At 72.6% G+C, this 21,653-nt stretch carries 20 protein-coding genes and 1 tRNA gene; 9 read left to right on the forward strand and 12 right to left on the reverse strand.

The window, feature by feature from the left end; translation table 11 throughout:
• Both NFS20_RS17015 and NFS20_RS17020 read right to left on the reverse strand, forming a co-directional pair.
• Nucleotides 1-507, reverse strand: coding sequence for an FHA domain-containing protein FhaB/FipA (locus tag NFS20_RS17015; protein WP_251152976.1), 507 nt, complete (start codon nt 505-507; stop codon nt 1-3).
• A 10-nt stretch (nt 508-517) separates the two neighbouring features.
• Entirely contained in the window at nt 518-1,225 is a 708-nt protein-coding gene (locus NFS20_RS17020; protein WP_251152977.1) for an FHA domain-containing protein, read from the reverse strand.
• 34 nt (nt 1,226-1,259) lie between these two features.
• Between NFS20_RS17020 and NFS20_RS17025 the strand changes: the two genes are divergently transcribed.
• Together NFS20_RS17025 and NFS20_RS17030 are read left to right on the forward strand one after the other, a co-directional pair.
• Nucleotides 1,260-1,628, forward strand: coding sequence for a hypothetical protein (locus NFS20_RS17025; RefSeq protein ID WP_251152978.1), 369 nt, complete (start codon nt 1,260-1,262; stop codon nt 1,626-1,628).
• A gap of 13 nt (nt 1,629-1,641) precedes the next feature.
• Nucleotides 1,642-1,724, forward strand: a tRNA-Leu gene (locus NFS20_RS17030).
• A gap of 92 nt (nt 1,725-1,816) precedes the next feature.
• Here the strand turns inward: NFS20_RS17030 and NFS20_RS17035 are convergent.
• From NFS20_RS17035 to NFS20_RS17045, 3 genes are read right to left on the reverse strand one after another with little or no spacing between them, the layout of a single operon-like run.
• Nucleotides 1,817-2,536, reverse strand: a complete 720-nt coding sequence (locus tag NFS20_RS17035; RefSeq protein ID WP_251152979.1) for an alpha/beta fold hydrolase — start codon at nt 2,534-2,536, stop codon at nt 1,817-1,819.
• 26 nt (nt 2,537-2,562) lie between these two features.
• Nucleotides 2,563-3,027 (reverse strand): RidA family protein, encoded by a 465-nt coding sequence (locus NFS20_RS17040; protein WP_251152980.1) that lies wholly within the window; start codon nt 3,025-3,027, stop codon nt 2,563-2,565.
• A complete protein-coding gene (locus NFS20_RS17045) occupies nt 3,027-3,848 on the reverse strand; it encodes an alpha/beta fold hydrolase (RefSeq protein WP_251152981.1) in 822 nt (273 codons plus the stop codon). Before NFS20_RS17045 ends, NFS20_RS17040 begins: the two co-directional genes overlap by 1 nt.
• A 161-nt stretch (nt 3,849-4,009) precedes the next feature.
• Here NFS20_RS17045 and NFS20_RS17050 point away from each other — a divergent pair, with 161 nt between their 5' ends.
• Nucleotides 4,010-6,328 (forward strand): helix-turn-helix domain-containing protein, encoded by a 2,319-nt coding sequence (locus tag NFS20_RS17050; RefSeq protein ID WP_251152982.1) that lies wholly within the window; start codon nt 4,010-4,012, stop codon nt 6,326-6,328.
• 369 nt (nt 6,329-6,697) lie between these two features.
• Nucleotides 6,698-9,406 carry a right-handed parallel beta-helix repeat-containing protein gene (locus NFS20_RS17055; protein ID WP_251152983.1) on the forward strand — a complete coding sequence of 903 codons (2,709 nt, stop codon included), beginning with the start codon at nt 6,698-6,700 and terminating at the stop codon, nt 9,404-9,406.
• Nucleotides 9,407-9,549: 143 nt separating this feature from the next.
• Here NFS20_RS17055 and NFS20_RS17060 read toward each other — a convergent pair whose 3' ends face one another.
• The 4 genes from NFS20_RS17060 to NFS20_RS17075 all read right to left on the reverse strand — a co-directional run bounded on the left by NFS20_RS17060 (nt 9,550) and on the right by NFS20_RS17075 (nt 13,590).
• A complete protein-coding gene (locus NFS20_RS17060; RefSeq protein WP_251152984.1) occupies nt 9,550-10,143 on the reverse strand; it encodes a hypothetical protein in 594 nt (197 codons plus the stop codon).
• A 114-nt stretch (nt 10,144-10,257) separates the two neighbouring features.
• The gene (locus NFS20_RS17065) at nt 10,258-11,736 is read right to left on the reverse strand and encodes an NAD-dependent succinate-semialdehyde dehydrogenase (protein WP_251152985.1); all 1,479 of its coding nucleotides are present in this window, start codon (nt 11,734-11,736) and stop codon (nt 10,258-10,260) included.
• A gap of 130 nt (nt 11,737-11,866) precedes the next feature.
• Nucleotides 11,867-13,141, reverse strand: coding sequence for a glycosyltransferase (locus NFS20_RS17070; RefSeq protein ID WP_251152986.1), 1,275 nt, complete (start codon nt 13,139-13,141; stop codon nt 11,867-11,869).
• Between the two features lie 83 nt (nt 13,142-13,224).
• Nucleotides 13,225-13,590: a hypothetical protein gene (locus NFS20_RS17075; RefSeq protein ID WP_251152987.1), complete on the reverse strand. Its 366-nt coding sequence runs from the start codon at nt 13,588-13,590 to the stop codon at nt 13,225-13,227.
• A gap of 149 nt (nt 13,591-13,739) precedes the next feature.
• Between NFS20_RS17075 and NFS20_RS17080 the strand changes: the two genes are divergently transcribed.
• From NFS20_RS17080 to NFS20_RS17095, 4 genes are all read left to right on the forward strand, one after another.
• On the forward strand, nt 13,740-14,771 hold the full coding sequence (locus NFS20_RS17080) for a pentapeptide repeat-containing protein (protein WP_251152988.1): 1,032 nt from the start codon (nt 13,740-13,742) through the stop codon (nt 14,769-14,771).
• The gene (locus NFS20_RS17085; protein ID WP_251152989.1) at nt 14,764-15,738 is read left to right on the forward strand and encodes a squalene cyclase; all 975 of its coding nucleotides are present in this window, start codon (nt 14,764-14,766) and stop codon (nt 15,736-15,738) included. Before NFS20_RS17080 ends, NFS20_RS17085 begins: the two co-directional genes overlap by 8 nt.
• A 97-nt stretch (nt 15,739-15,835) precedes the next feature.
• On the forward strand, nt 15,836-16,210 hold the full coding sequence (locus NFS20_RS17090) for a PadR family transcriptional regulator (protein WP_251152990.1): 375 nt from the start codon (nt 15,836-15,838) through the stop codon (nt 16,208-16,210).
• Entirely contained in the window at nt 16,210-17,568 is a 1,359-nt protein-coding gene (locus tag NFS20_RS17095) for a permease prefix domain 1-containing protein (RefSeq protein WP_251152991.1), read from the forward strand. Before NFS20_RS17090 ends, NFS20_RS17095 begins: the two co-directional genes overlap by 1 nt.
• A 122-nt stretch (nt 17,569-17,690) precedes the next feature.
• Here the strand turns inward: NFS20_RS17095 and NFS20_RS17100 are convergent, their stop codons facing one another.
• Genes NFS20_RS17100 through NFS20_RS17110 form a run of 3 tightly spaced genes read right to left on the reverse strand, consistent with a single transcriptional unit; the run spans nt 17,691 to nt 20,856 of the window.
• Nucleotides 17,691-18,575 (reverse strand): ABC transporter ATP-binding protein, encoded by an 885-nt coding sequence (locus tag NFS20_RS17100; protein ID WP_502800830.1) that lies wholly within the window; start codon nt 18,573-18,575, stop codon nt 17,691-17,693.
• Nucleotides 18,576-18,634: 59 nt separating this feature from the next.
• The gene (gene fepG / locus NFS20_RS17105; RefSeq protein ID WP_251152992.1) at nt 18,635-19,735 is read right to left on the reverse strand and encodes an iron-enterobactin ABC transporter permease; all 1,101 of its coding nucleotides are present in this window, start codon (nt 19,733-19,735) and stop codon (nt 18,635-18,637) included.
• On the reverse strand, nt 19,732-20,856 hold the full coding sequence (locus NFS20_RS17110; RefSeq protein ID WP_251152993.1) for an iron chelate uptake ABC transporter family permease subunit: 1,125 nt from the start codon (nt 20,854-20,856) through the stop codon (nt 19,732-19,734). Before NFS20_RS17110 ends, fepG begins: the two co-directional genes overlap by 4 nt.
• 169 nt (nt 20,857-21,025) lie before the next feature.
• Here NFS20_RS17110 and idi point away from each other — a divergent pair, with 169 nt between their 5' ends.
• Complete coding sequence (gene idi, locus NFS20_RS17115) at nt 21,026-21,622, forward strand: isopentenyl-diphosphate Delta-isomerase (RefSeq protein WP_251152994.1); 597 nt, start codon at nt 21,026-21,028, stop codon at nt 21,620-21,622.
• Nucleotides 21,623-21,653 lie beyond the last annotated feature (31 nt).

Genomic DNA, 21,653 nt, shown 5'->3' on the forward strand with positions numbered 1-21,653 from the left:
CTACCTCTGCAGCTCGACGACGGACTGACCGATCCGCACGTGCGTCCCCGGACCGAGGGGCATCACCTGGGTGATGCGCTGGTCGTCGACGTAGGTGCCGTTCGTGGAACCCAGGTCCTCGACGAACCAGGAGCCGTGCTGGGGGAAGATCCGGGCGTGCCGCGACGACGAGTAGTCGTCGTCGAGGACGAGCGTGCAGCTCGGCGCACGGCCGATGAGGATCGACGACGTGGTGAGCGGGACCGTCGTCCCGCGCAGCGGGCCTGCCGTGACGACGAGCCGGGACGGGCCGGCCGGCGCGGAAGGCCGGGCGGGCTCGGGGGCTGCGGGTGCGCCGGTGGCGGCCGGAGGCGCGGGGCGAGCGCCGGCGTCGGACTTCTTCCCGCGGCGCGGGGTGATCTTGGTGCCGTACAGGTCCCGACGCAGCACCCCGATCGCGGAGAGCACGAACACCCAGAGCAGCACCAGGTAGCCCAGCCGGAGCAGGGTGAACGTGAGGTCGGTCATGCGGGCCGGATCACCACTCCTCGTTGTCGGACGCGCCGGTCCAGAACATGATGCGGGTACGGCCGATGGTGAGGGAGTTGCCGTCGAGCAGGGTCGCCGCCGGGACCTGGTGGCCCTCGACGAACAGCCCGTTCGTCGAGCCCATGTCGGACGCGATGACACCCTCCGGGGTCACACGAATCTCGAGGTGCCGGCGCGAGACGCCCGGGTCGTCGACCACGATGTCGGCCTCCGACCCGCGCCCGATCACCGTCACGGGGCCCGTCAGGAGGTAGCGCTGGCCGTCGATGTCGACGAGAGGGTGCCGCGTGCTCGGCGACGCCGAGGTCGCGGGTGCGACGTTCCCGCGCACGCTCGCCGACCGCAGCTGGAAGCGCCCGACATCGAGCACGTCGTTCTGCTCGAAGCTCACGCTCACCGGGCCGACGAACGCGTAGTGCTGCGACGCCGCGTACTGCGTGACGTTCGACGCCAGCTCGTCGGCGAGCGTCTCCGCGCCCCACCCCTCGACCTGGCCGAAGTCGTCCACCGACAGCTCGATGGTGAACTCGTTGGGCACGACCGTGCGGTCACGGTCCACGACGGCGGCGCGGTCGTCGACCTCCCGGCGCAGCGCGCTCGCCAGCTCGACCGGCTTGACCTCGCTGCGCCCGACCTTGGAGAACGCGTTGTTCACGACGCGCTCCACGCCCTTCTCGAAGCGGTCCAGGACTCCCATGCCACCTCCTCCCGTTCGTCGCTCGCTCACGTCCGTGCTGCTGACGAGCCTGCTGATCTCTTCGGCGGCCCGACTGCTGGTCCGGCTGCTGGTCCGCCTGCGGACCCGCGTCCAGGCAGACTACCTAGATCGTATCGACCACGTCTGCGGCGTCGGCCCGTTTCGCCGGGAGAATCCGGGACGGATGTGGCGCGTTCGTGGCGGACGATGTGAACGTCGGGCAGGCGCGCTCGCGCGGCGCGCGTCGCCCCTGGGTGCCGAGCACGACCTGGAGGTCGTCGAGCGGCCCGGGACGACGGTGATGTCGTGCTCGACGGCGCGTGGGGTCGTGGTCGGCGAGCAGCGGCTGCGGTGGCTCCCGGCTCGACGGCGCGATTTCCGGGGGAACGCCTGGTCCTGCTAGTCTTCTGCGGCACGCGCGAGTGGCGGAATGGCAGACGCGCTGGCTTCAGGTGCCAGTGTCCGAAAGGGCGTGGGGGTTCAAGTCCCCCCTCGCGCACGTGGAGAGGGTTTCGACTTCTGAGTCGGAAGACCTTCGGAAAGTCCCGGTCAGGTGATCCTGACCGGGACTTTCTGCGTTCGACGAGACGACTACCTGGACAGGTGGGCGACCGCCTCGGTGATCAGGTCGGCCACCGCACCGGGCTGCGACACCATGACCGAGTGGGACGCGCCGGGGATCTCCGTGATCGAGACGGCGCCGGCACGCTCGGCCATGAACCGCAGGCCCTCGACGGGGATGTTCTTGTCGGCGTCACCAAAGATGAACCACGACGGGAGCGACCTCCACGCAGGGGTCTGCGCTGGCTGCGGCTCCCCGAGGGCGAAGTCCCGGATCGGGCGCTGCGTGCGGGCCTGGACCGCGGCGTCGGCGGCCGGGACGTCGGCGGCGAACTGGCCGGGGAAGAGGTCCCGGTCCACGACCAGGTCGTGGGTCCCGTCACCGAGCGGGTACGGGCGCACCGTCTCGCCGAGGGTGCTCCCGGGGAACCGGCCGGTCAGCTCGAGCGCGTTCTCGCCGTGGTCGGGGGCGAACGCCGCGACATAGACGAGACCGACGACGGCAGGGTTGTCCACGGCCGCCTCGGTGATGACCGCGCCGCCGTAGGAGTGGCCGACGAGGAGGACCGGGCCGCCGATCCCCTCGACGGCCCGTCGCACGTTCTCCGCGTCGGTGGTGACGCTGCGCAGCGGGTTCGGCGTGGCGACGGCGGCCACCCCGGCGTCGGTGAGCCGGGGGATCACACCGGACCAGCTGGCCGACTCGGCGAACGCGCCGTGGACCAGGACGACGGTGATCGCTTCAGACATTCTCGATGCTCCTTCGTGGGTGGGGGTCATGCGAACTCGACGATCAGCTCGACCTCGACGGGCGAGTCCAACGGCAGGGCGGCGACGCCGACCGCGCTCCGCGCGTGCACCCCGGCGTCCCCGAAGATGGCGCCGAGCACCTCGGACGCCCCGTCGAGCACGCCGGGCTGGCCGGTGAAGGCCGGGTCGGACGCCACGAACCCGACCACCTTCACGACGCGCGTGACGCGGTCGAGCGTGCCCAGCACCTCCTCGACGGCCGAGAGGGCGTTGAGCGCGCTGGTGCGTGCGCAGTCGGCGGCGACCTCGGGGCTGACCTCGGCGCCGACCTTCCCGGTGACGGGGAGCCTCCCGTCGACGAGAGGCAGCTGGCCGGCCGTGAGGACGAGGTTGCCGCTGACGACCGCGGGCACGTAGACGCCGGCGGGCGCCGGCGACCGGTGCGGGATCGTGATGCCGAGGTCCGCGAGGCGCGCGTTCACGTGCGGCATCAGCGGGCCAGGAACTCGAGGATGTCGGCGCCGAGCGCCTTCCGGAAGTCGCCGTAGACGCCGTGCGGCGCTCCCGGGTAGACCTTCAGGGTGCCGTGCTTCACGAGCTCGGCGGAGCGGAGCGCCGCGGCACCGATCGGCACGATCTGGTCGTCGTCGCCGTGCGCGATGAGGATCGGCACGTCGAGGGCCTTGAGGTCCTCGGTGAAGTCGGTCTCGGAGAAGGCCTTCACGCAGTCGTACGCGGCCGACAGGTTCACCAGCATGCCCTGCCGCCAGAAGTCGTCCTTCGCGCCCTGGGAGACGTTCGCTCCCTCGCGGTTGGCTCCGAAGAACGGCTCCGCGAGGTCCTGGTAGAACTGCGAGGCGTCGTTCAGCACGCCGGCACGGATGTCGTCGAACACACTGATCGGCAGCCCGCCGGGGTTCTCCCCGGTCTGGACCATGAGCGGGGGCACGGCACCCACCGTGACCACGCGGGAGACCCGACCGGCGCCGTGCTGCGCGGCGTAGCGCACCACCTCGCCCCCACCGGTCGAGTGACCGACCACGACGAGGTCACGGAGGTCGAGGGCCTCCACCAGCTCCGCGAGGTCGCGCGCGTACGTGTCCATGTCGTTGCCCGTGGACGTCTTCGAGGAGCGGCCGTGACCGCGCCGGTCGTGCGCGATGGCCTGGTAGCCCGCGTCCGCGAGCAGCTTGAGCTCGACCTGCCAGGCGTCCGAGCTCAGCGGCCAGCCGTGGCTGAACAGGACCGGCTGGCCCGATCCCTGGGTCGTGAAGTAGATCTCGGTACCGTCGGACGTCGTGATGTAGGGCATGAAATATCCTCTGCTGCTGATGATGTCGTCCCGGCTGATGGGCCGGACGTGGGGTCTGCGCCCGCTCGAGCGGGGCCGCGGGCGAACGCCTGTCCCCACCTCACCGCCGTCGCGGCCGGGTGACCAGGCAGAAAGCAGGCAGAAATGGGAAGTCACCTCCGGTGAACCGCCCCCCCACGCTCGGCGAGCAGCTCCGTCGCCTGCGGACGTCGGCCGACCTCACCCTCGAGGCGCTCGCCGAACGCTCGGGGGTGAGCGTGCGGACGATCGGCGACGTCGAGCGCGGCGTCAGCGTCGCGCCGCACCGTCGGACCGTCGACGCGCTCGCCCGTGGTCTCCGGCTCGGCTCCGCGGACCGCGAGGCGCTGCTGCGCGAGTCGCGGGCCCGACGAGCCGTCCCCGCGCAGGGGCCACGCGCCTCGGCGGTCGCGCCGCACCGGGTCTGGGACTTCAGCGGCCGGGAGCGCGAGATCTCCGAGATCACGTCGTTCCTCACCCCGTCCGGAGAGGGCCGCGTTGCACCGGTCGTGATCTGCGGGCTGGCGGGGATCGGCAAGACCACGACAGCGCTCGAGGCGATCCACCGCCTCGAGCCTTCCCGGCGTCCGGTCCTGTTCCTCGACCTCGACGGCCTGAGCTCGTCTCCCCTGACCCCGATCCAGGTCGTCGGCGCGCTGCTCCGTCAGGTCCCCGGTCTCGGTGAGGCGGTGCCCAGAACCCTCGACGACGCCGTGCTCAGGTGGCGTGCCGTGACCGCCGAGACGTCGGTGACCGTCCTGCTGGACAACGCCGACTCGGAACGGCAGGTCCGGCCCGTTCTCACGCTCCACGCCGACAGCGCGGTCGTCGTCACGTCGCGGCGCGCCCTCGCCGGGTTGGAAGGGGTGCGTCGGATCACGCTCGGTCCCCTCAGGCCGGAGGAGAGCGTCGAGCTCCTGGCGAAGATCATCCCCGCGGATCAGCGTGAGGTCGGTGACCTGCGCGAGCTCGCGGAGCTCTCCAGCCACGTCCCGCTGGCGATGCGGATCGCGGGGAACCGGATCGCCAGCACGCCGGCTGTCCACGCGGGCGACTTCTCGGCGCGGATCAGGTCCGCGGAGAACCGCTTCCGGATGCTGGTGGCCGGCGACCTGGCGGTCGAGGCAGCCTTCACGTTGTCCTACGAAGACCTCGAGCCGGCGGTCGCGACGCTGTTCCGCGCGATCTCCGTGCTCGACGCCGGAACGTTCGACGCCCGGATCGCCGCCGCGACCCTCGCGTCCCCCGTGAGCCCCGGTGAGGTCGAGGACTGGCTGGACGAGCTGACCGACCTCGGCCTGCTGGAGGCCCGTGGTGGCAACCGGTACCACCTCCACGACCTGGTCCGCCTGTTCGCCGCCTCGCGACGGGTCGCTGCCGACGCGGAGGCCGCCGACGCCGACGGTGCCGCCGAGGCGACGCAGGCGCGGCGCGACCGGTTGCGGCACTGGCTGCTCGGGAGTCTCGAGCGTGCCGGTGCCTGGTTCGAACCGGAGCGGTCGCCGGCGGGAGCCGGGCCCGCCGGCGTGACGTTCGCCGACGCGGAGGCGGCCGACGCGTGGATCCGCCTCGAGGAGCATCACTGGTGGCCGGCGATGCAGGCGGCGGCGAAGGCCGGCGAGCACACCCTGGTGGTCGACGTGGCCGACGCGATGCACTGGTTCTCGGAGCTCTGGGCGGAGTGGGGGCACTGGACGGAGTTCTTCGGCCTCGCGGTGGACTCGGCGCGCGCCCTCGGGGACGAGCGCCTCGAGGCCATGCACCTGGGCTACCTCGTGTGGGCCACCGTCGTCGAGTCGTCGGACCGCGTGGAAGGGCTCCGGCTCGCGCGGCGCGCGGTCACCGCCGCCGAGGCGTCGGAGGACCACCAGCAGCTGGGCTGGGCGAACTTCTACCTCAGCTGGATGCTCAAGGAGAACGGGCTCGACGGGAGCCTCGAGGCCTGTCGCACCGCACTGCTGCAGTTCGGTCTCGCCGGCGACAGCGAGGGCACGACGAGCGCCGCGTCCCTCCTCGGCGACCTCGCGCGGGCGACGGGTCACCACCAGCTCGCGCTCGACGAGTACCGTGCCGCGTACGACCAGGTGCATGCCGGGGCGCCGGTCTTCACGCGGGCCATGACGCTCCTGGTCAGCACCCTGCACTACCGGATGTCCGAGGCGCTCGTGGCGCTCGACCGGCCTGCCGAGGCGATCGACGCGGCCGACCGCGCGATCGCCATCGCGGAGGAGGTGCGGGGACTCACCCTCGTCCGGATGTCCCTGCGGTCACGCGCGATCGCGCACCTCTCGACGGGCGACGGGCGACAGGCCCGGGCGGACATCGAGCGCGCTCTCGAAGGGCTCGACGTGACGTCGACCACCGGGGTGAACACGGCGTTCCGGGACACCCTGCTCCCGCTGCTGGACGAGGCCGCTCGGCTGTCCGGAAGCAGCGGGACGTCGTCCGTCCGCTCCCGCTGACGGCTGCTCCGCCGGCTCGGTCCGGGACTCCGAGAGGCCGCGAGCGGCAAAGTTCTCGGATCGTCCCGGATGTGGTCAAAAAACTCGGGGTTGCGCCTGAGAAACCGGTCTCTTAGTATCGAGAAACCGGTTACCCGTCCTCCTCCGGGTCTCCATGGGTGTGCCCGCTCCGACGGCGGAGCGGGCACTGCCCAGGACGACTCGTGCTCGTCGAGGGGACGTGAGAGCGAGCTCGACGACCGTCCGCACAGGAGCGGACGACGTCGGCGCCGGTGCGCACGGGTCAGCCAGACCTGTCGGCGGAGCACCACGGCACCAACAGCATCAACAGAACTGCCCCGATTTTCGATGACGAAAGGTGAGGCAACGATGAGACGACCAGTCGCACGACGACTCGTCGCGGCGGGGGCCGCGATGTCCCTCGCAGCAGCCATGGGCGTGACCGCCCTGGCGACGACGGCCACCGCAGCCGTGACCGGGAGCCCGACGGGCTACGCGACCCAGAACGGAGGGACCACCGGCGGCGCCGGCGGCCAGACCGTGCGGGCCACGACGGGGACGCAGATCCACGCGGCCCTGTGCAACCGGGCCAGCGACGACACCCCGATCACGATCCAGGTCGAGGGCACGATCAACCACGGCAACACCGCCAAGGTCTCGGGCGACAGCTGCAACACCGCAGCAGGCGTCATCGAGCTCAAGCAGATCAGCAACGTCACGATCGTCGGCGTGGGCAGCGGCGCCACGTTCGACCAGCTCGGCATCCACATCCGTGAGGCCAGCAACATCATCATCCAGAACGTGACGGTCAAGAACGTCAAGAAGTCGGGCTCCCCGACCTCCAACGGCGGCGACGCGATCGGCATGGAGAGCGGCGTCCGCAACGTGTGGGTCGACCACGTCACACTCGAGGCGTCGGGCGGCGAGTCCGAGGGCTTCGACGGCCTCTTCGACATGAAGGCCGGCGTGCAGTACGTGACGTTGTCCTACAGCATCCTGCGCAACTCCGGGCGTGGTGGCCTCATCGGCTCGAGCGAGAGCGACACCTCGAACGGCTTCGTGACGTTCCACCACAACAAGTACGAGAACCTCGACTCGCGCACCCCGCTGCTGCGCGGCGGGATCGCCCACATCTACAACAACCACTACGTCCAGCTCAACGAGTCGGGCATCAACTCGCGCGCCGGGGCGAAGGCCAAGGTGGAGAACAACTACTTCGAGGACTCGAAGGACGTCCTCGGCACGTTCTACACGGACCAGAAGGGCACGTGGCAGGTCGCGGGCAACGTCTTCGACAACATCACGTGGTCGACCCCCGGCGGCGACATCCAGCCGGCCGGCCCGAACGTGACGTCGACGACGAGCGTCTCGATCCCCTACTCGTACACGATGGACGGCGCGAGCTGCGTCCCGGCCCTCGTGAACCAGACGGCCGGCGCGAACAAGGGCCTCAAGGTCTCCGACGGCTCGTGCACGCCGCAGAACCCGGACCCGACGGACCCGACGGACCCGACGGAGCCCACGGACCCCACCGACCCGACGGAGCCCACGGACCCGACCGACCCGCCGGAGCCGAGCGCCGAGACGATCTACGTCGCGCCGAACGGCAGCGCGAGCGCGGCCGGCACGCTGGCCGCGCCGACGACTCTCGTCGCCGCGATCGACCGCGTCGCCTCCGGCGGCGAGATCTTCCTGCGGGGCGGGACCTACAACCTGTCGCAGACCGTCACGATCGAGCCGGGCAACGACGGCACGTCGGGCAACCGCACGCTCCTGTCGGCCTACCCCGGCGAGCGGCCGGTGCTGAACTTCTCGGCCCAGGCCGAGGACCCCGCGAACCGCGGTCTAGCGATCGGCGGCGACTGGTGGCACGTGTACGGGATCGTCGTCGAGCACGCGGGTGACAACGGGATCCTCCTCGGTGGCAACAACAACGTCATCGAGCGTGTCGTGACGCGCCACAACCACGACACCGGCCTGCAGCTGTCCCGCCTCGTCGCGGGTGCGCCGTCGAGCGAGTGGCCGTCGAACAACCTCATCGTCTCGAGCGAGTCGCACGACAACGTCGACTCCGACGGCGAGGACGCGGACGGCTTCGCGGCCAAGCTCACGTCCGGCCCGGGCAACGTGTTCCGCAACACCGTCGCCCACAACAACATCGACGACGGCTGGGACCTGTACACCAAGTCCGACACCGGGCCCATCGGCGCCGTGACGATCGAGAGCTCCCTCGCCTACGAGAACGGCACGCTGTCCAACGGCGGCCAGGCCGGCAACGGCGACCGCAACGGCTTCAAGCTCGGTGGCGAGGACATCAAGGTCAACCACGTCGTGCGGAACTCGTTCGCCGTGGACAACGGCAAGCACGGCTTCACCTACAACTCCAACCCGGGCTCGATCACCATGAGCGGGAACGTGGCCGTCGGCAACGAGGAGCGGAACTTCAGCTTCGACGCGGGCACCCACCGCTACAGCGGGAACGTGTCGTGCGACTCCGGGTCGAACGACAAGACCGTCGGCACGGACGCGGGCGGGAACTCGTTCTACAGCGGGTCGAACGGCTCCGCGTGCGGTGCCTACGACGGCGCGCTCGGCTGGTCGTTCGCGGCCGACGGCACGCTGCGCGTCACGTTCGGCGGCGAGCCGACGAACCCGACCGACCCGACGGATCCCACGGACCCGACGGACCCGACCGAGCCCACCGACCCGCCGTCGGGCACGAACCTGAGCATCGGAGCGGGCGCGGACGGCTCGAGCAAGGCCAGCGGGACGAGCTACGGGAACGCGATCGACGGTGACGCCAGCACCTACTGGTCGCCGAGCGGCTCCACGGGCACGATCTCGGTCAAGTGGGGAACGGCGAAGACCGTGTCGTCGGTCGTCATCCGCACGGCCTCGGGCGGCGGCACGCTCGGTGCCTGGCGGCTCGTGAACAACGACACGGGTGCGGTCCTCAAGACCGGCTCGGGCGCGGGGACGGTCACGTTCCCGGCGACGTCGACGAAGAAGATCAACCTCGTGATCACGAGCGCGTCGGGCACGCCGCGCATCGCCGAGCTCGAGACCTACGCCGGGTAGCCGGCCAGGTCGTCCCGCGCAGGGGCGGGGTCGCGGGCCGTCACGGCCCCCGGCCCCGCCCCTCCGCACGTCCGGCCCGGTGCGACCGAGGCGGTGCCGGACGCGCGACTCGGGCGTCCGGTGCCCGACGGCGCCCGGGACGGTCAGGCGAGCGCGCGCGTCCCGGTCGGGGCGAACGTCAGCGCGGGTGCCGTCGGGACCCCGCCCGGACGGTGCCGCGCCGCATACTCCTTGAGGTCGCCACGGAAGACGACCTCGCCGGGGAGGTCCAGCAGCATCTGCGGTCGCACCTGCCAGCGAGCGACCCCGAGGTCGCACACGCCCGCACCGTGGAGCACGTGGTAGACGAACTCGGAGCACACGAAGCGCGTGTCGTCCTCCGAGCCGCGCCCGGTCAGCACGCTGACGAGCCCGGTCTTCTTGTACGAGTAGGCGTGCGAGTCCAGGAGGAACTCGCTGATCCGGGCGCAGACCACCGCGTGCTGGTCCGGGGTCACCGGGATCTCGAGCACGAGCCCGGGCACGACGTCCATGCCGCGGTAGAGCCCGTCGTCGAGCCGTTCCCGCTTGAAGCACCCCACGAACGGGTTGTTCGCGCGCCGTCGCGCGAAGCTGAACATGAGGTCGAGCCCTGGGTCGAGGGCGAGGGAGGCGTGCGTGAACTCGTCGCGCGTCGCCAGGGCGATCGTCCGGGACAGGACGGTGCGGCTCCGCGACAGCACGAGGTAGATGTTCACGCCGCAGACACTACGTCTAATCCGGGTGGACATCTACACGTTCGTCCGGTCTGACGTGCGTGGACGGTCGACGCGGGGTATAAGCGCGCGGCGGGCGTCCTGCGCAGGTCGTCCTCACGACGCCGCGAACGGGTCGGGCGTGAGCGTGTACTTCGTCTGGAGGTACTCGTGGATGCCCTCGGCGCCGCCTTCACGGCCGAGCCCGGACTGCTTCCAGCCGCCGAAGGGTGCGGCGGCGTTCGACACGACGCCGACGTTGAGGCCCATCATCCCGGTCTGCAGGCGCTCGATCATGCGCTGCCCGCGGGCGAGGTCCTGCGTGAAGACGTAGGACACGAGACCGTACTCCGTGTCGTTGGCGAGGCGGACGGCCTCGTCCTCGTCGTCGAACGGGACGATCGCGAGGACCGGTCCGAAGATCTCCTCGCGCAGGATCGCGCTGCCGGGTGCGACGTCGCTCAGCACGGTCGCCGCGAAGAACGACCCCGGCCGGTCGAGCGCCGTCCCGCCGGTGCGCAGCATCGCGCCGCGCTCGACGGCGTCGCGCACGAGCGCGGTCGCCGACGCGACGGCGCGGTCGTCGATGAGCGGGCCGATCGTCACGCCGTCCTCGGTGCCCCGCCCGGTGCGGAACGCCTGCACGCGCTCGGTGACGCGGCGCGCGAACTCCTCCGCGACCGACCGGTGCACGACGAACCGGTTGGCCGCCGTGCACGCCTGCCCGATGTTGCGGAACTTCGCCGCGATCGCGCCGTCGACGGCCTTGTCGAGGTCGGCGTCGTCGAACACGACGAACGGTGCGTTCCCGCCGAGCTCCATCGAGGTGCGCAGGACCCCGCCCGCGGCCTGCTCGAGGAGCTTCCGACCGACGGGCGTGGAGCCAGTGAAGGACAGCTTGCGCAGGCGCGGGTCGCGGAGGATCGCCTCCGAGACCGGGCCGGTGCGCGACGTCGTGACGACGTTGACGACGCCGGCCGGCAGCCCCGCGTCCTCGAGGATCCGTGCGAGGAAGAGGGTCGTCAGAGGCGTGAGGCCTGCGGGCTTGACGACGACGGTGCACCCGGCCGCGAGCGCCGGCGCGATCTTGCGCGTGGCCATGGCGAGCGGGAAGTTCCACGGCGTGATCAGGAAGCACGGCCCGACGGGATGCTGAGAGACGACCATGCGCCCCGTCCCCTCGGGGTTCGGACCGTAGCGGCCCTGGACCCGCGGCGCCTCCTCGCTGAACCAGCGCAGGAACTCAGCCCCGTAGGCGACCTCGCCACGCGCCTCGGCCAGCGGCTTGCCCATCTCCAGCGTCATGAGGAGCGCGAGGTCCTCCGCACGCTCCTGGACCAGGTCGAACGCGCGCCGCAGGATCTCGGCACGCTGCCGCGGGGGCGTCGCCGACCACGTCGGGAACGCGTCGCACGCGGCGTCGAGCGCCGCGACGCCGTCGGCCACGGTCGCGTCCGCGACGTCCTTGATCCGCTCGCCAGTCGCGGGGTCGTGGACCGCCAGGGTCGTTCCGTCGGCGGCCGGGCGCCAGCGCCCTCCGACGAACAGGGCGTCGGGCACGGTGGCCAGCAGCGCGGTCTCGCGGGTGTCGGTCATGGGACTCCTTCGTCCGGCGGCTGAGAGGTCGGCAGCGAGCATACCGTGCGGTATGTCGCGTCGGTCTGCCAGACGAGGCCGCTCGCCGGAGGGGGCCGCTCGCCGGATGGAGCCGGACGATGACGGGCCCTCACTGCGGGGCGTCGAGCTCCTCGAGCTCCTCGAGCTCCGTGACGAGCCTGCTGTGCTCGGCGTCGTGGCGGATCGCGGCACCGAGCACGGACGCCGCGCGGGCGTAGGCGGGGTCATCGAGCACGCGTCGCACCGACCGCGCGATGCGGTCGGCGGACGACCGTCGCGAGATCGCGACGCCCGCGCCGCGCAGCGTGACGCGCACCGCGTTGTCGGCCTGGTCGCGGCCGTGCGGGAGCACCACGACGGGGCGCCCCGCTGCGAGGGCCTTGACCAGCGTGCCGTGCCCGCCGTGCGTGACGACGAGCGCGGCGCCGGGCAGCACCGCGTGGTGCGGCGCGGACGCGACGACGGCGACGTTCGCCGCACCCGGCACCGCCCCGGGCGCCAGGCTCTGCCCGGTCGTGACGATGCCGCGAACGGGCAGCATCGCGAGCGCGTCGACGATGCGACCGAGCAGCGCGGCCTGGTCCTGGAACGTCGACGACAGCGCGACGTTGACGAGCGGGTCGTCGCCGGGCGGAGGGGCCCACGGGGCGTCGTCGGCCCACGACGGGTCGTCGAGCACGGGCCCGACGTACCGCGCGTTCGCCGGGAGCGGGCCGGGCAGGTCGAACGCGGGGCTCGTCAGGACGAGGTGGCGGCGCGCGGCGCTCATCTGCTCCCACGAGTGCGTCAGCGGGCCGAGCCCGAGGCGGGCGCGCAGCCCGTTCAGCCCGTCGAGCGTGTACCGGTCGAACACGCGCGACGACAGGCTCGTCACGGCGCGGTCGCGGGCGCGCCCGAGAGGTCCGCGCGCGGGCCGCAGTCCTGCCCCGAAGGGCGTGCGCCCCGGCGTGGGCAGGGCGTAGACGTTGGGGATCAGCACGTCGAACGGGATGCCGCGCGACTCCGCCGCGACCATCGCGCCGAACGTGAAGACGGACGTGACGACGAGGTCCGGTCGCTCGCGGTCGATCTCCTCGAGGACGTCGTGGGCGACGGCGGGCGCGGGCCCGGCGATGACGAGCTCGCCCATGTCCCGGGCCTGCGCGAGGAGACCGCGCGCCTCCCAGTCCTTGAGCGGGTCGTTCGCCGGGTCGCGGTCGGGGCGGTTCGGCGCGCGGCGCCACGGGACGAGCGTCGCGCCCGTCGCGCGCACCTCGGGCGCCATCGAGTCCTCGCCCAGCACGCGCACGTGGTGCCCGCGCTCCACGAGCCGACGCGCGGCCCCCAGCTCGGGCGGTACCGTCCCGCCGCCGTCGGTCAGGGCGAAGAGGTAGGTGTGCGGCATCGGCGCCCCGTCCAGGAGTGCGTGCAGCCGTCGAGGGCTGCTGTCTCGCGGTCCTCACGGTACGCGGCAGCGCGCCGGACCGCTCAGCCGACGAGGTGCGAGCCGGGGACGGAGAGACGCACGACGCCGTCCTCGACGGCGGCGATGTCCTCGGCCGCCGCATACCGGTTGCCGCTGAGGAACCCGGCGCCGTCGATCCGCACGTAGCCCAGGCGCTGCAGGCGCTCCCGGTCCGTGTCGGCGATGCCCTCGCCCGTCGTCACGGCGTCCATCACCGCGCCGAGGAGGTCGTCGAGACCGCCCCGGTCCTCCGGGCCGTTGTCGTCGAGGCCGGCGTCGCCCGTGCGGACGTCCTCCACGGTGCCGACGTCCTCGCCGGCGCTGTCCACCACCCGCAGCCCGGGGTAGACGTCCGCGATCGGCCCGGGGTTGCTCGTCGGCACGCTCATCGTTGCTCCTGTCGTCGCCGGGCGGTGTCGCCCGCGTCCACTCTCACCGCCGCCGCGCCGCACGCAACCGCTCCTGGCGCTCGTGTCACGCGGACCTCCCCCGCGACTCCCTTCCTGACGAGGACACATCGTCCGGATCGAGGGTCGTCATGGACGTCGACACGGTGCAGGTGGGGGCGGGCGCGCGAGCGCGCCGGCCCTGGTACGACAGGGAACCGCCGTGGGTGGTCCGCGAAGTCCTCATGGCCCTCCTGCTCGCCGTGCTGGCGATCCTCGTGGCGGCGTTCCTCGACGACCGTCGGTCGACGCACGAGCAGGCGCTCGACGACGCGCGGGCGGAGCGGGCCGAGCAGCTCGAGACCGAGCGGGCGACCCAGGCGACGCGCCTCGAGAACCTTCGCTTCGTGCGCGAGCAGTCCGTGTCGGCGACCGACGGCGCGATGCCGTTCGCGACCCTCGACCTCTCCGGCGCCGACCTGGTCGAGCTCGACCTCGCGCGCGCCGTCTTCTCGGACGCCGATCTGGACGGGGCGAACCTCTCGGGCTCCGACCTCGCCGGCGTCGGCCTCGCTCGGGCCTCGCTCGTCGACGCGGGGCTGCGTGACGTCCATGCTCCGGAAGGCTTCCTCTCCGGTGCGGTGCTGCGCGGCGCGGACCTGACCGGGGCAGACCTCACCAACGCCATCGCGTTCGGCGCCGACCTCCGCGAGGCACGGCTGATGTTCGTCGATCTCTCCGGTGCGACGCTCGAGGGCGCGGACCTGCGGGACGCGAACCTCCGGGCGACGTTCCTCCCCGAGGAGGGCGAGAGCGATCCCCCGCCGGAGGCGCCGCCGCCGGAGACGTTCGACCTGCACGACGTCAGCTTGCAGGACGCAGACCTGCGCGGTGCGGACCTGCGGGGCACAGATCTCCGCGGATCGGACCTGACCGGTGCGAGGCTCGACGGCGCGGACCTCACCGACACCTGCTGGGCCGAGGAGGACGACGCGCGCACGCCGCACTTCGACGAGACCACCGCCTGGCCCGACGGCGTCGTCGCGCCGCCCACGGACCCGACGTGGTGCCGGGAGCTGCCGACGGACTACGCCGTCCCCCCGTACGGGACCTGGCAGCCGCTCGGACCGACTCCGGGGGCGTTGCCTGACGACGGGACGGTCGTAGGCTCGCAGGATGGGTGACGACGATCTCACCTCCTGGCTGCTCGACGCCGACCCGGCGCTGCGGTGGCAGGTCGAGCGCGACCTGGTCCGCGCGCCGTCGGACGTGTGGGAGGCGACGAGATCCCGCGTGGCGACCGAGGGTCTCGGCGCGCGGCTGCTCGCGCACCAGGACCCCGACGGCCGGTGGGCGGGCGGCGCGTACTTCCCGGGGAGCTCGGCCGCGACCGACGCGGAGGGCCGGGCCGAGGAGGGCCAGCCGTGGACCGCGACGACGTGGTCGCTCAACGCGCTGCGGGAGTGGGGGCTCGACCCCGCGGTCCTGCAGGCCCGCCGTACTCCAGAGCTCCTGGCCGAGAGCTGCCGCTGGGAGTACGACGACCTGCCGTACTGGGACGGCGAGGTCGACTGGTGCATCAACGGGTACACGCTCGCGAACGGCGCGTGGCTCGGCGTCGACGTCTCGGGCCTGCGGCGTCGGATCATCGACGGGCGCCTGGACGACGGCGGCTGGAACTGCGAGTGGGTCGCGGGCGCCACGGTCTCCTCGTTCCACTCGACGCTCAACACGCTGCGGGGGCTGCTCGCGTACGAGGAGCTCACGGGGAGCGACGACGAGGTCCGCGCCGCGCGCGCCACGGGCGAGGACTACCTGCTGCGGCGGCACCTGCTCCACCGCCTCTCCACGGGCGAGCCCGTCGGTGACTGGGCGACGCGGTTCGCCTACCCGTTCCGCTGGTACTACAGCGTGCTCCACGCGACCGACTACTTCCGCCGCGCCTCGACCGTCGACGGGACGCCGCCCGACCCCCGCCTGGCCGAGGCCGTCGAGGTCGTGCGCGAGCGACGCCGGCCCGACGGCACGTGGCTCCAGGAGCACCGGCACCCGGGGCAGGTCTGGTTCGAGATCGACGTCCCGCCCGGCGAGCCGTCGAGGTGGCTGACGCTCTACGCGACACTCGTCCTCCGGTGGTGGGACGGTCGCTGAGAGCGGCCCACGCGGGCGACGTCACACCTCGATCTCCTACCCCTAGACCTGCTAGGCTATTGAGCCCTAGCAGTCCTAGGTATGAAGGAGGCGCCCCGTGCGCATCGACAAGGACCTGGTCGCGGCGTCGGCCACCCCGCTCGTGCTCGGCATCCTCGCGGAGGGCGAGTCCTACGGGTACGCGATCCTCAAGCGCGTCGACGAGCTGTCCGACGGCCGGATGCAGTGGACCGACGGCATGCTCTACCCGCTGCTGCACCGGCTCGAGCGCCTCGGCCACGTGGAGGCGTCGTGGGGCGTGTCCGACGTCGGTCGCCGCCGCAAGCACTACGCGATCACGGCCTCGGGCCGCGAGGCGCTCGCGGAGCGGCAGGACCAGTGGGTCGTCGTCGCCGACGCGCTCCAGCGCGTGTGGCAGGCGGCGCAGCCGGACCCCGCACGACCGCCGCGCCTCGCGGACGGGTGGGCCTGATGGCACCCACGACGGCCGGGCCGCACGCCGAGCTGGAGGCGCAGATCGACCAGTGGCGCGGCTACGTGCGCCGTCGTGAGGCCATCTCGTCGGCGGACGTCGACGAGATGGAGGACCACCTGCGCGAGCGCGTCGAGGACCTGCGTGCCACCGGGCTCGACGACGAGGAGGCGTTCCTCGTCGCCGTGAAGCGCATGGGCGACCTCGACGCCGTCTCGCGCGAGTTCGCTCGCGAGCACTCCGACCGGCTGTGGAAGCAGCTCGTCCTCGTGCGCGAGGAGCCGGCGGACGGCACGCGGTCGTGGCGCGAGCTCGCGGTCGTCCTCGCGCTGGCCGTGGGTGCGGGGGTCGCGGTCAGGACGGCGACGTCGCTGGTCGGGGACGAGTGGGTGCTCCTGCGCAACGTCGCCCTGCTGGTCTTCCCGTTCCTCGCCGGCTACTTCGCCTGGAAGCGGCGGCTCACGTGGCAGGTGGGGCTGACGCTGCTCGTGCCGTTCGTCGTGCTGGCCGTCGTGCTCAACGCGTACCCGTTCGTCCCGGGCGGGTCCACCGAGATCATCGCGGCGATCCACACGCCGGTCGTGCTGTGGGCGCTCGTCGGCGTCGCGTACGTCGGCGGACGATGGCGGTCCGACGCGCGGCGCATGGACTTCGCGCGGTTCACCGGCGAGCTCGCGGTGTACTTCACGCTCCTCGCGCTCGGCGGGGGAGTGCTCGTCGGGCTCACGGCCGGCGTGTTCTCGCTCGCCGACGTCGATCTCGAGCCGTACCTCGAGGACTGGATCCTGCCGTTCTGCGTCCCTGGCGCGCTCGTCGTCGCGGCATGGCTCGTGGAGGCCAAGCAGAACGTCGTCGAGAACATCGCACCCGTTCTCACGCGCGTGTTCACGCCGCTGACCGTCGTCATGCTCGTCGCGCTGTTCGCCGTGCTCGCCACGTCGGGGAACCTCGCCGACGTCGACCGCGACCTGCTCATCCTCATGGACGCGATCCTCGTGCTCGTCGTGTGCCTGCTGCTGTACTCGGTCTCGGCCCGCGACCCGCTCGCGCCGCCGACGCTCTTCGACGGACTGCAGCTCGCGCTCGTCGTCGGGGCGCTCGCGGTCGACGCCATCGCGCTGACGGCCATGCTCACGCGCATCGCCGAGTTCGGCGTCAGCCCCAACAAGGCCGTCGCGCTCGGGCTCAACCTGCTGCTGCTCGTCCACCTCGTCGGGTCGGCCGTCCTCATGGTCCGGTTCCTGAGGCACCGGCCGTTCGACGCGCTCGTGCGCTGGCAGACCCGGTTCCTGCCGGTCTACGCGGTGTGGGCGGCCGCCGTCGTGATCGTGGTCCCGCCGGTGTTCGGCTTCGTCTGAGCGGGGGACCTTCACCTGCCGAACCCCGGTTTGCGCGCCGATCGAGCCTGCGATCGACGCATGACCCGGGGTTCGGCACGCCACCCCAGGCCAGCGCGTGCCGGTCCCGACGGCGGGCGTCGTCAGGCCCGGCGCGGCCGCGCCTCCGGGACGACGAGCGGCGTCCCGGTGACCGGGTCGTCGATGATGCGGCAGGGCAGCCCGAAGACCTCCTCGACCAGGGCGGCCGTCACGACGTCTCCCGGCGCGCCCTCGGCGACGACCGCACCGTCCTTCATCGCGATGAGGTGCGTCGCGTACCGGCACGCGTGGTTGAGGTCGTGGAGCACCGCCACGAGCGTGTTGCCGCGGTCGCGGTTGAGGTCGGTGCACAGCTCGAGCAGCTCGACCTGGTGCGCGATGTCGAGGAACGTCGTCGGCTCGTCGAGCAGCAGGATCGGGGTCTCCTGCGCGAGGACCATCGCGACCCAGACGCGCTGGCGCTGCCCGCCCGAGAGCTCGTCGACGAGCCGGCCCGACAGCTCGGTGACGCCCGTGGCAGCCATCGCCTCGACGACCGCGGCCTCGTCCTCGCGCGACCACTGCCGCAGGAGCTTCTGGTGCGGGTACCGGCCGCGCGCGACGAGGTCCGCGACGGTGATGCCCTCGGGCGCGATCGACGTCTGCGGCAGCAGGCCGAGGCGGCGCGCGACCTCCTTCGCCGGGATCGACGAGATGGTCCGGCCGTCGAGCACCACCTGGCCCTGCGACGGCTTGAGCAGGCGCGACAGCGCGCGCAGGAGCGTCGACTTGCCGCACGCGTTCGGTCCGACGATCACCGTGAACGACCCGTCGGGGATCGTCACGTCGAGGTCCGTGGAGATGACGCGGTCGTCGTAGCCGAGCGTCACGCCGTCGGCGTGCAGGCGGTCGGCCGGCGGGACGTCCGCGGTCGTGCCCGACGGCGCGTCCCGGGTCCCGAGGTCGGCGTCGCCGTCGACCAGGTCGGCGGAGGTCGTGGCGCTCACGGGTGTCCTTCCACGTCGGGGGATCTGTCGGGAGAGCTGGCGGTCGAGCGGTCGGCGGCTCATCGGCGGGCCTCTCGCACGAGGAGCCACACGAGGTACGCGCCGCCGACGCTCACGGTGACCACGCCGACGGGGAGCTGGGTCGGCGCGAACGCGCGCTGTGCGACGAGGTCGCTCGCGGCGAGCAGGACGGCGCCCATCGCCGCGGCGGGCAGGATGCGGACGCCCGCGCTGCCCGTGAGTCGGCGCGCGAGCTGCGGCGCGGCGAGCGCGACGAACGCGATGGGCCCGGCGGCCGCGGTGGCGAGCGCGGTGAGGGCGACGCCCAGCAGGACCAGGGCGAGGCGCACCCGTTCGCCGCGCAGGCCGAGCGCCGTGGCGGCGTCGTCGCCGAGCTCGAGCATCGCCATGCGCGGCGCGAGCCACACGAGCGGGAGGGCGATGACCACGGCGAGCACGCACGCGGGCGCCGCCTGCGCCCAGGTGGTCCCGTTGAGCGACCCCGCGCCCCAGACGGCGGCGGCCATCGCGGTCTCGAGGTCCGCCTTGAGGATGAGCCACGTGTTGAGCGACGCGAGCATCGCCGACACCGCGATGCCGACGATGATGAGCCGGAAGCCTTGGACCCCGCGCCGGTACGCGAGCACGTAGACCACCGCGGCGGTGGCGATCCCGCCGAGCAGCGCGCCGCCCGCGACGGACGTGTACCCGCTCCCGAGCACGGTCATGACGACGAGCGCGCCCGTGTACGCGCCCGTGTTGAAGCCGATGATGTCGGGGCTGCCCAGGGGGTTGCGCGTGAGCGACTGGAAGATCGCGCCGCTCGCCCCGAGGCACGCCCCGAGCACGAGCGCCAGGAGGGCTCGCGGGAGCCGCCACTCGACGACGACCATCTGGACGGGGCCGTCCGAGCCGCCGACGAGCGCACCGAGCACCTGAGCGACGGTCAGCGGGTAGTCGCCCGTCATGAGCGCGACCACCCCGATGGCGAGCGCGACGACCAGCAGGCCCAGGCACACGGCGATCGTGCGCAGGTCGAGCCGCTGGCTCAGGCGGCCGCCGAACCCGCGCACGACGCGGGTCGGGCGTCCGAAGTCGACGCGGGCGCCGTCGTCGGGCGGGACCGACGGCGTACCTCGTACCGGTGCCGGGGCGCTCACAGCCCGCTCGCCTTCGCGCGGCGCACGAGCGCGATGAGCACGGGGGCGCCGACGAACGCGGTGACGACGCCGACCTGGACCTCGCCGGGGGTCGCGACGACACGGCCGATGACGTCGGAGACGAGGAGGAGGACGGGTGCGAGCACCGCGGAGTACGGGATGATCCACCGCTGGTCGGGACCGACCGTCCAGCGCGCGACGTGCGGCACCATGAGCCCGACGAACGCGATCGGACCCGCCACGGCCGTCGCCGCGCCGCACAGGAGCGTCACGGAGATGCCGACCAGCACGCGCGTGCGCCCGACGTGCGCTCCGAGCGAGCTCGCGAGGTCGTCGCCGAGGGCGACGGCGTTGAGCGGTCGCGCGACGAGGAGCGCGAGCACCAGGCCGACGACGACGAACGGCGCGATCGTCCCCGCCATCTCCATGGTCCGACCCGCGAGCGAGCCCGCGGTCCAGAACCGCATGCGGTCGAACACGGTGGGGTCGAGGAGCATGATCCCCTGCGAGATCCCGCCGAGCACGGCGGCGAGCGCGACGCCGGCGAGCGTGAGCCGCACCGGGGTCGCTCCCCCACGCCCCTGCGAGCCGATCGCGTAGACCGCGACCGTCGCGAGGATCGCGCCGAGGAACGCGAACCAGACGAACGACGACATGTCGGTGATCCCGAGGAGCGCGACCGCGAGCACGACCACGAACGCGGCGCCCGCATTGACGCCCAGGATCCCGGGGTCCGCCAGGGGGTTGCGGGTCATCGCCTGGATGAGCGCCCCCGCGACGCCGAGCGCCGCGCCCACGAGGAGCCCGACGACCGTGCGCGGCAGGCGCAGGTCGCGCACGATCACGTGGTCCGCGGACCCGTCGTACGCGGTGAGCGCGTCCCAGACCGTCGAGGTCGGGACGGCCTTCGACCCGACGACCAGGCTGAGCACGACCGCGCCGACGAGCACGACGACCGCGACGAGGAGGCCGAGTCCGCGGGCGGCGTTGCTGCGGGCGAGGCCCGGCGCGGGGCGGTCGTCGGGTGCGTACGACGTCACGTGAGGGGGCGGGCCGACCGTGCCGGACGCGTCGCGCGGCGTGGGGACGCGCGGCGCACGGGTGTCGGCGGACGGGGACATGCGGCTCTCAGGATCTGCTCGGCGGAACCGGGCCGGCTGGCCCGCCCGGTCGCACCCTCAGGGCGAAGGTCAGCCTCACCTTATTTCACCGACCAGTGCTCTCGGCAAACCGCCTGACGGCGGGCCCGCGGTCTCGGGTCGCCCCGCCCGGGTGTGCGAGAGTGACGGCATGACCCGTCACGTCCCCGTCGCCGCCGACCACGTCGTCACCGTGGACGACGAGGGCCGCCGCACCGGAACCTTCGAGCGCTCCGCCGTCCACACGACGGAGACGCCCCTCCACCTGGCCTTCTCCTGCTACGTGCTCGACGACGCCGGTCGCCTCCTGCTCACACGCCGTGCGCTCGCGAAGCGCACGTGGCCCGGCGTATGGACCAACTCGTTCTGCGGCCACCCGCGCTGGACGGAGACGACCGAGGAGTCGATCACCCGCCACGCGCAGCACGAGCTCGGGCTGCAGGTCACCGACCTCGAGGTCGCCGTCCCCGGCTTCCGGTACCGCGCGGTCGACGCGTCCGGCGTGGTCGAGAACGAGATCTGCCCCGTCTACACGGCGCGCGCCCAGGGCGGCGTCGACCCGAACCCCGACGAGGTCATGGAGCTCGCGTGGGCCGAACCGGGCGACGTCGTGCGCGCCGTGGACGCCACGCCCTGGGCGTTCAGCCCGTGGATGGTCCTGCAGGTCGCGGCGCTGCGCACCGCTGCCGGCACGGGCGACGGCCCGACGGCGCAGCTCGCCGCCGCGCTCGGGTCACCGACGGCCTGACGGGACCGCGGAGCGACGCACCGCCGCCACC

The sequence above is a fragment of the Cellulosimicrobium sp. Marseille-Q4280 genome, assembly GCF_943181405.1.
Taxonomy (GTDB): Bacteria; Actinomycetota; Actinomycetes; order Actinomycetales; family Cellulomonadaceae; genus Cellulosimicrobium.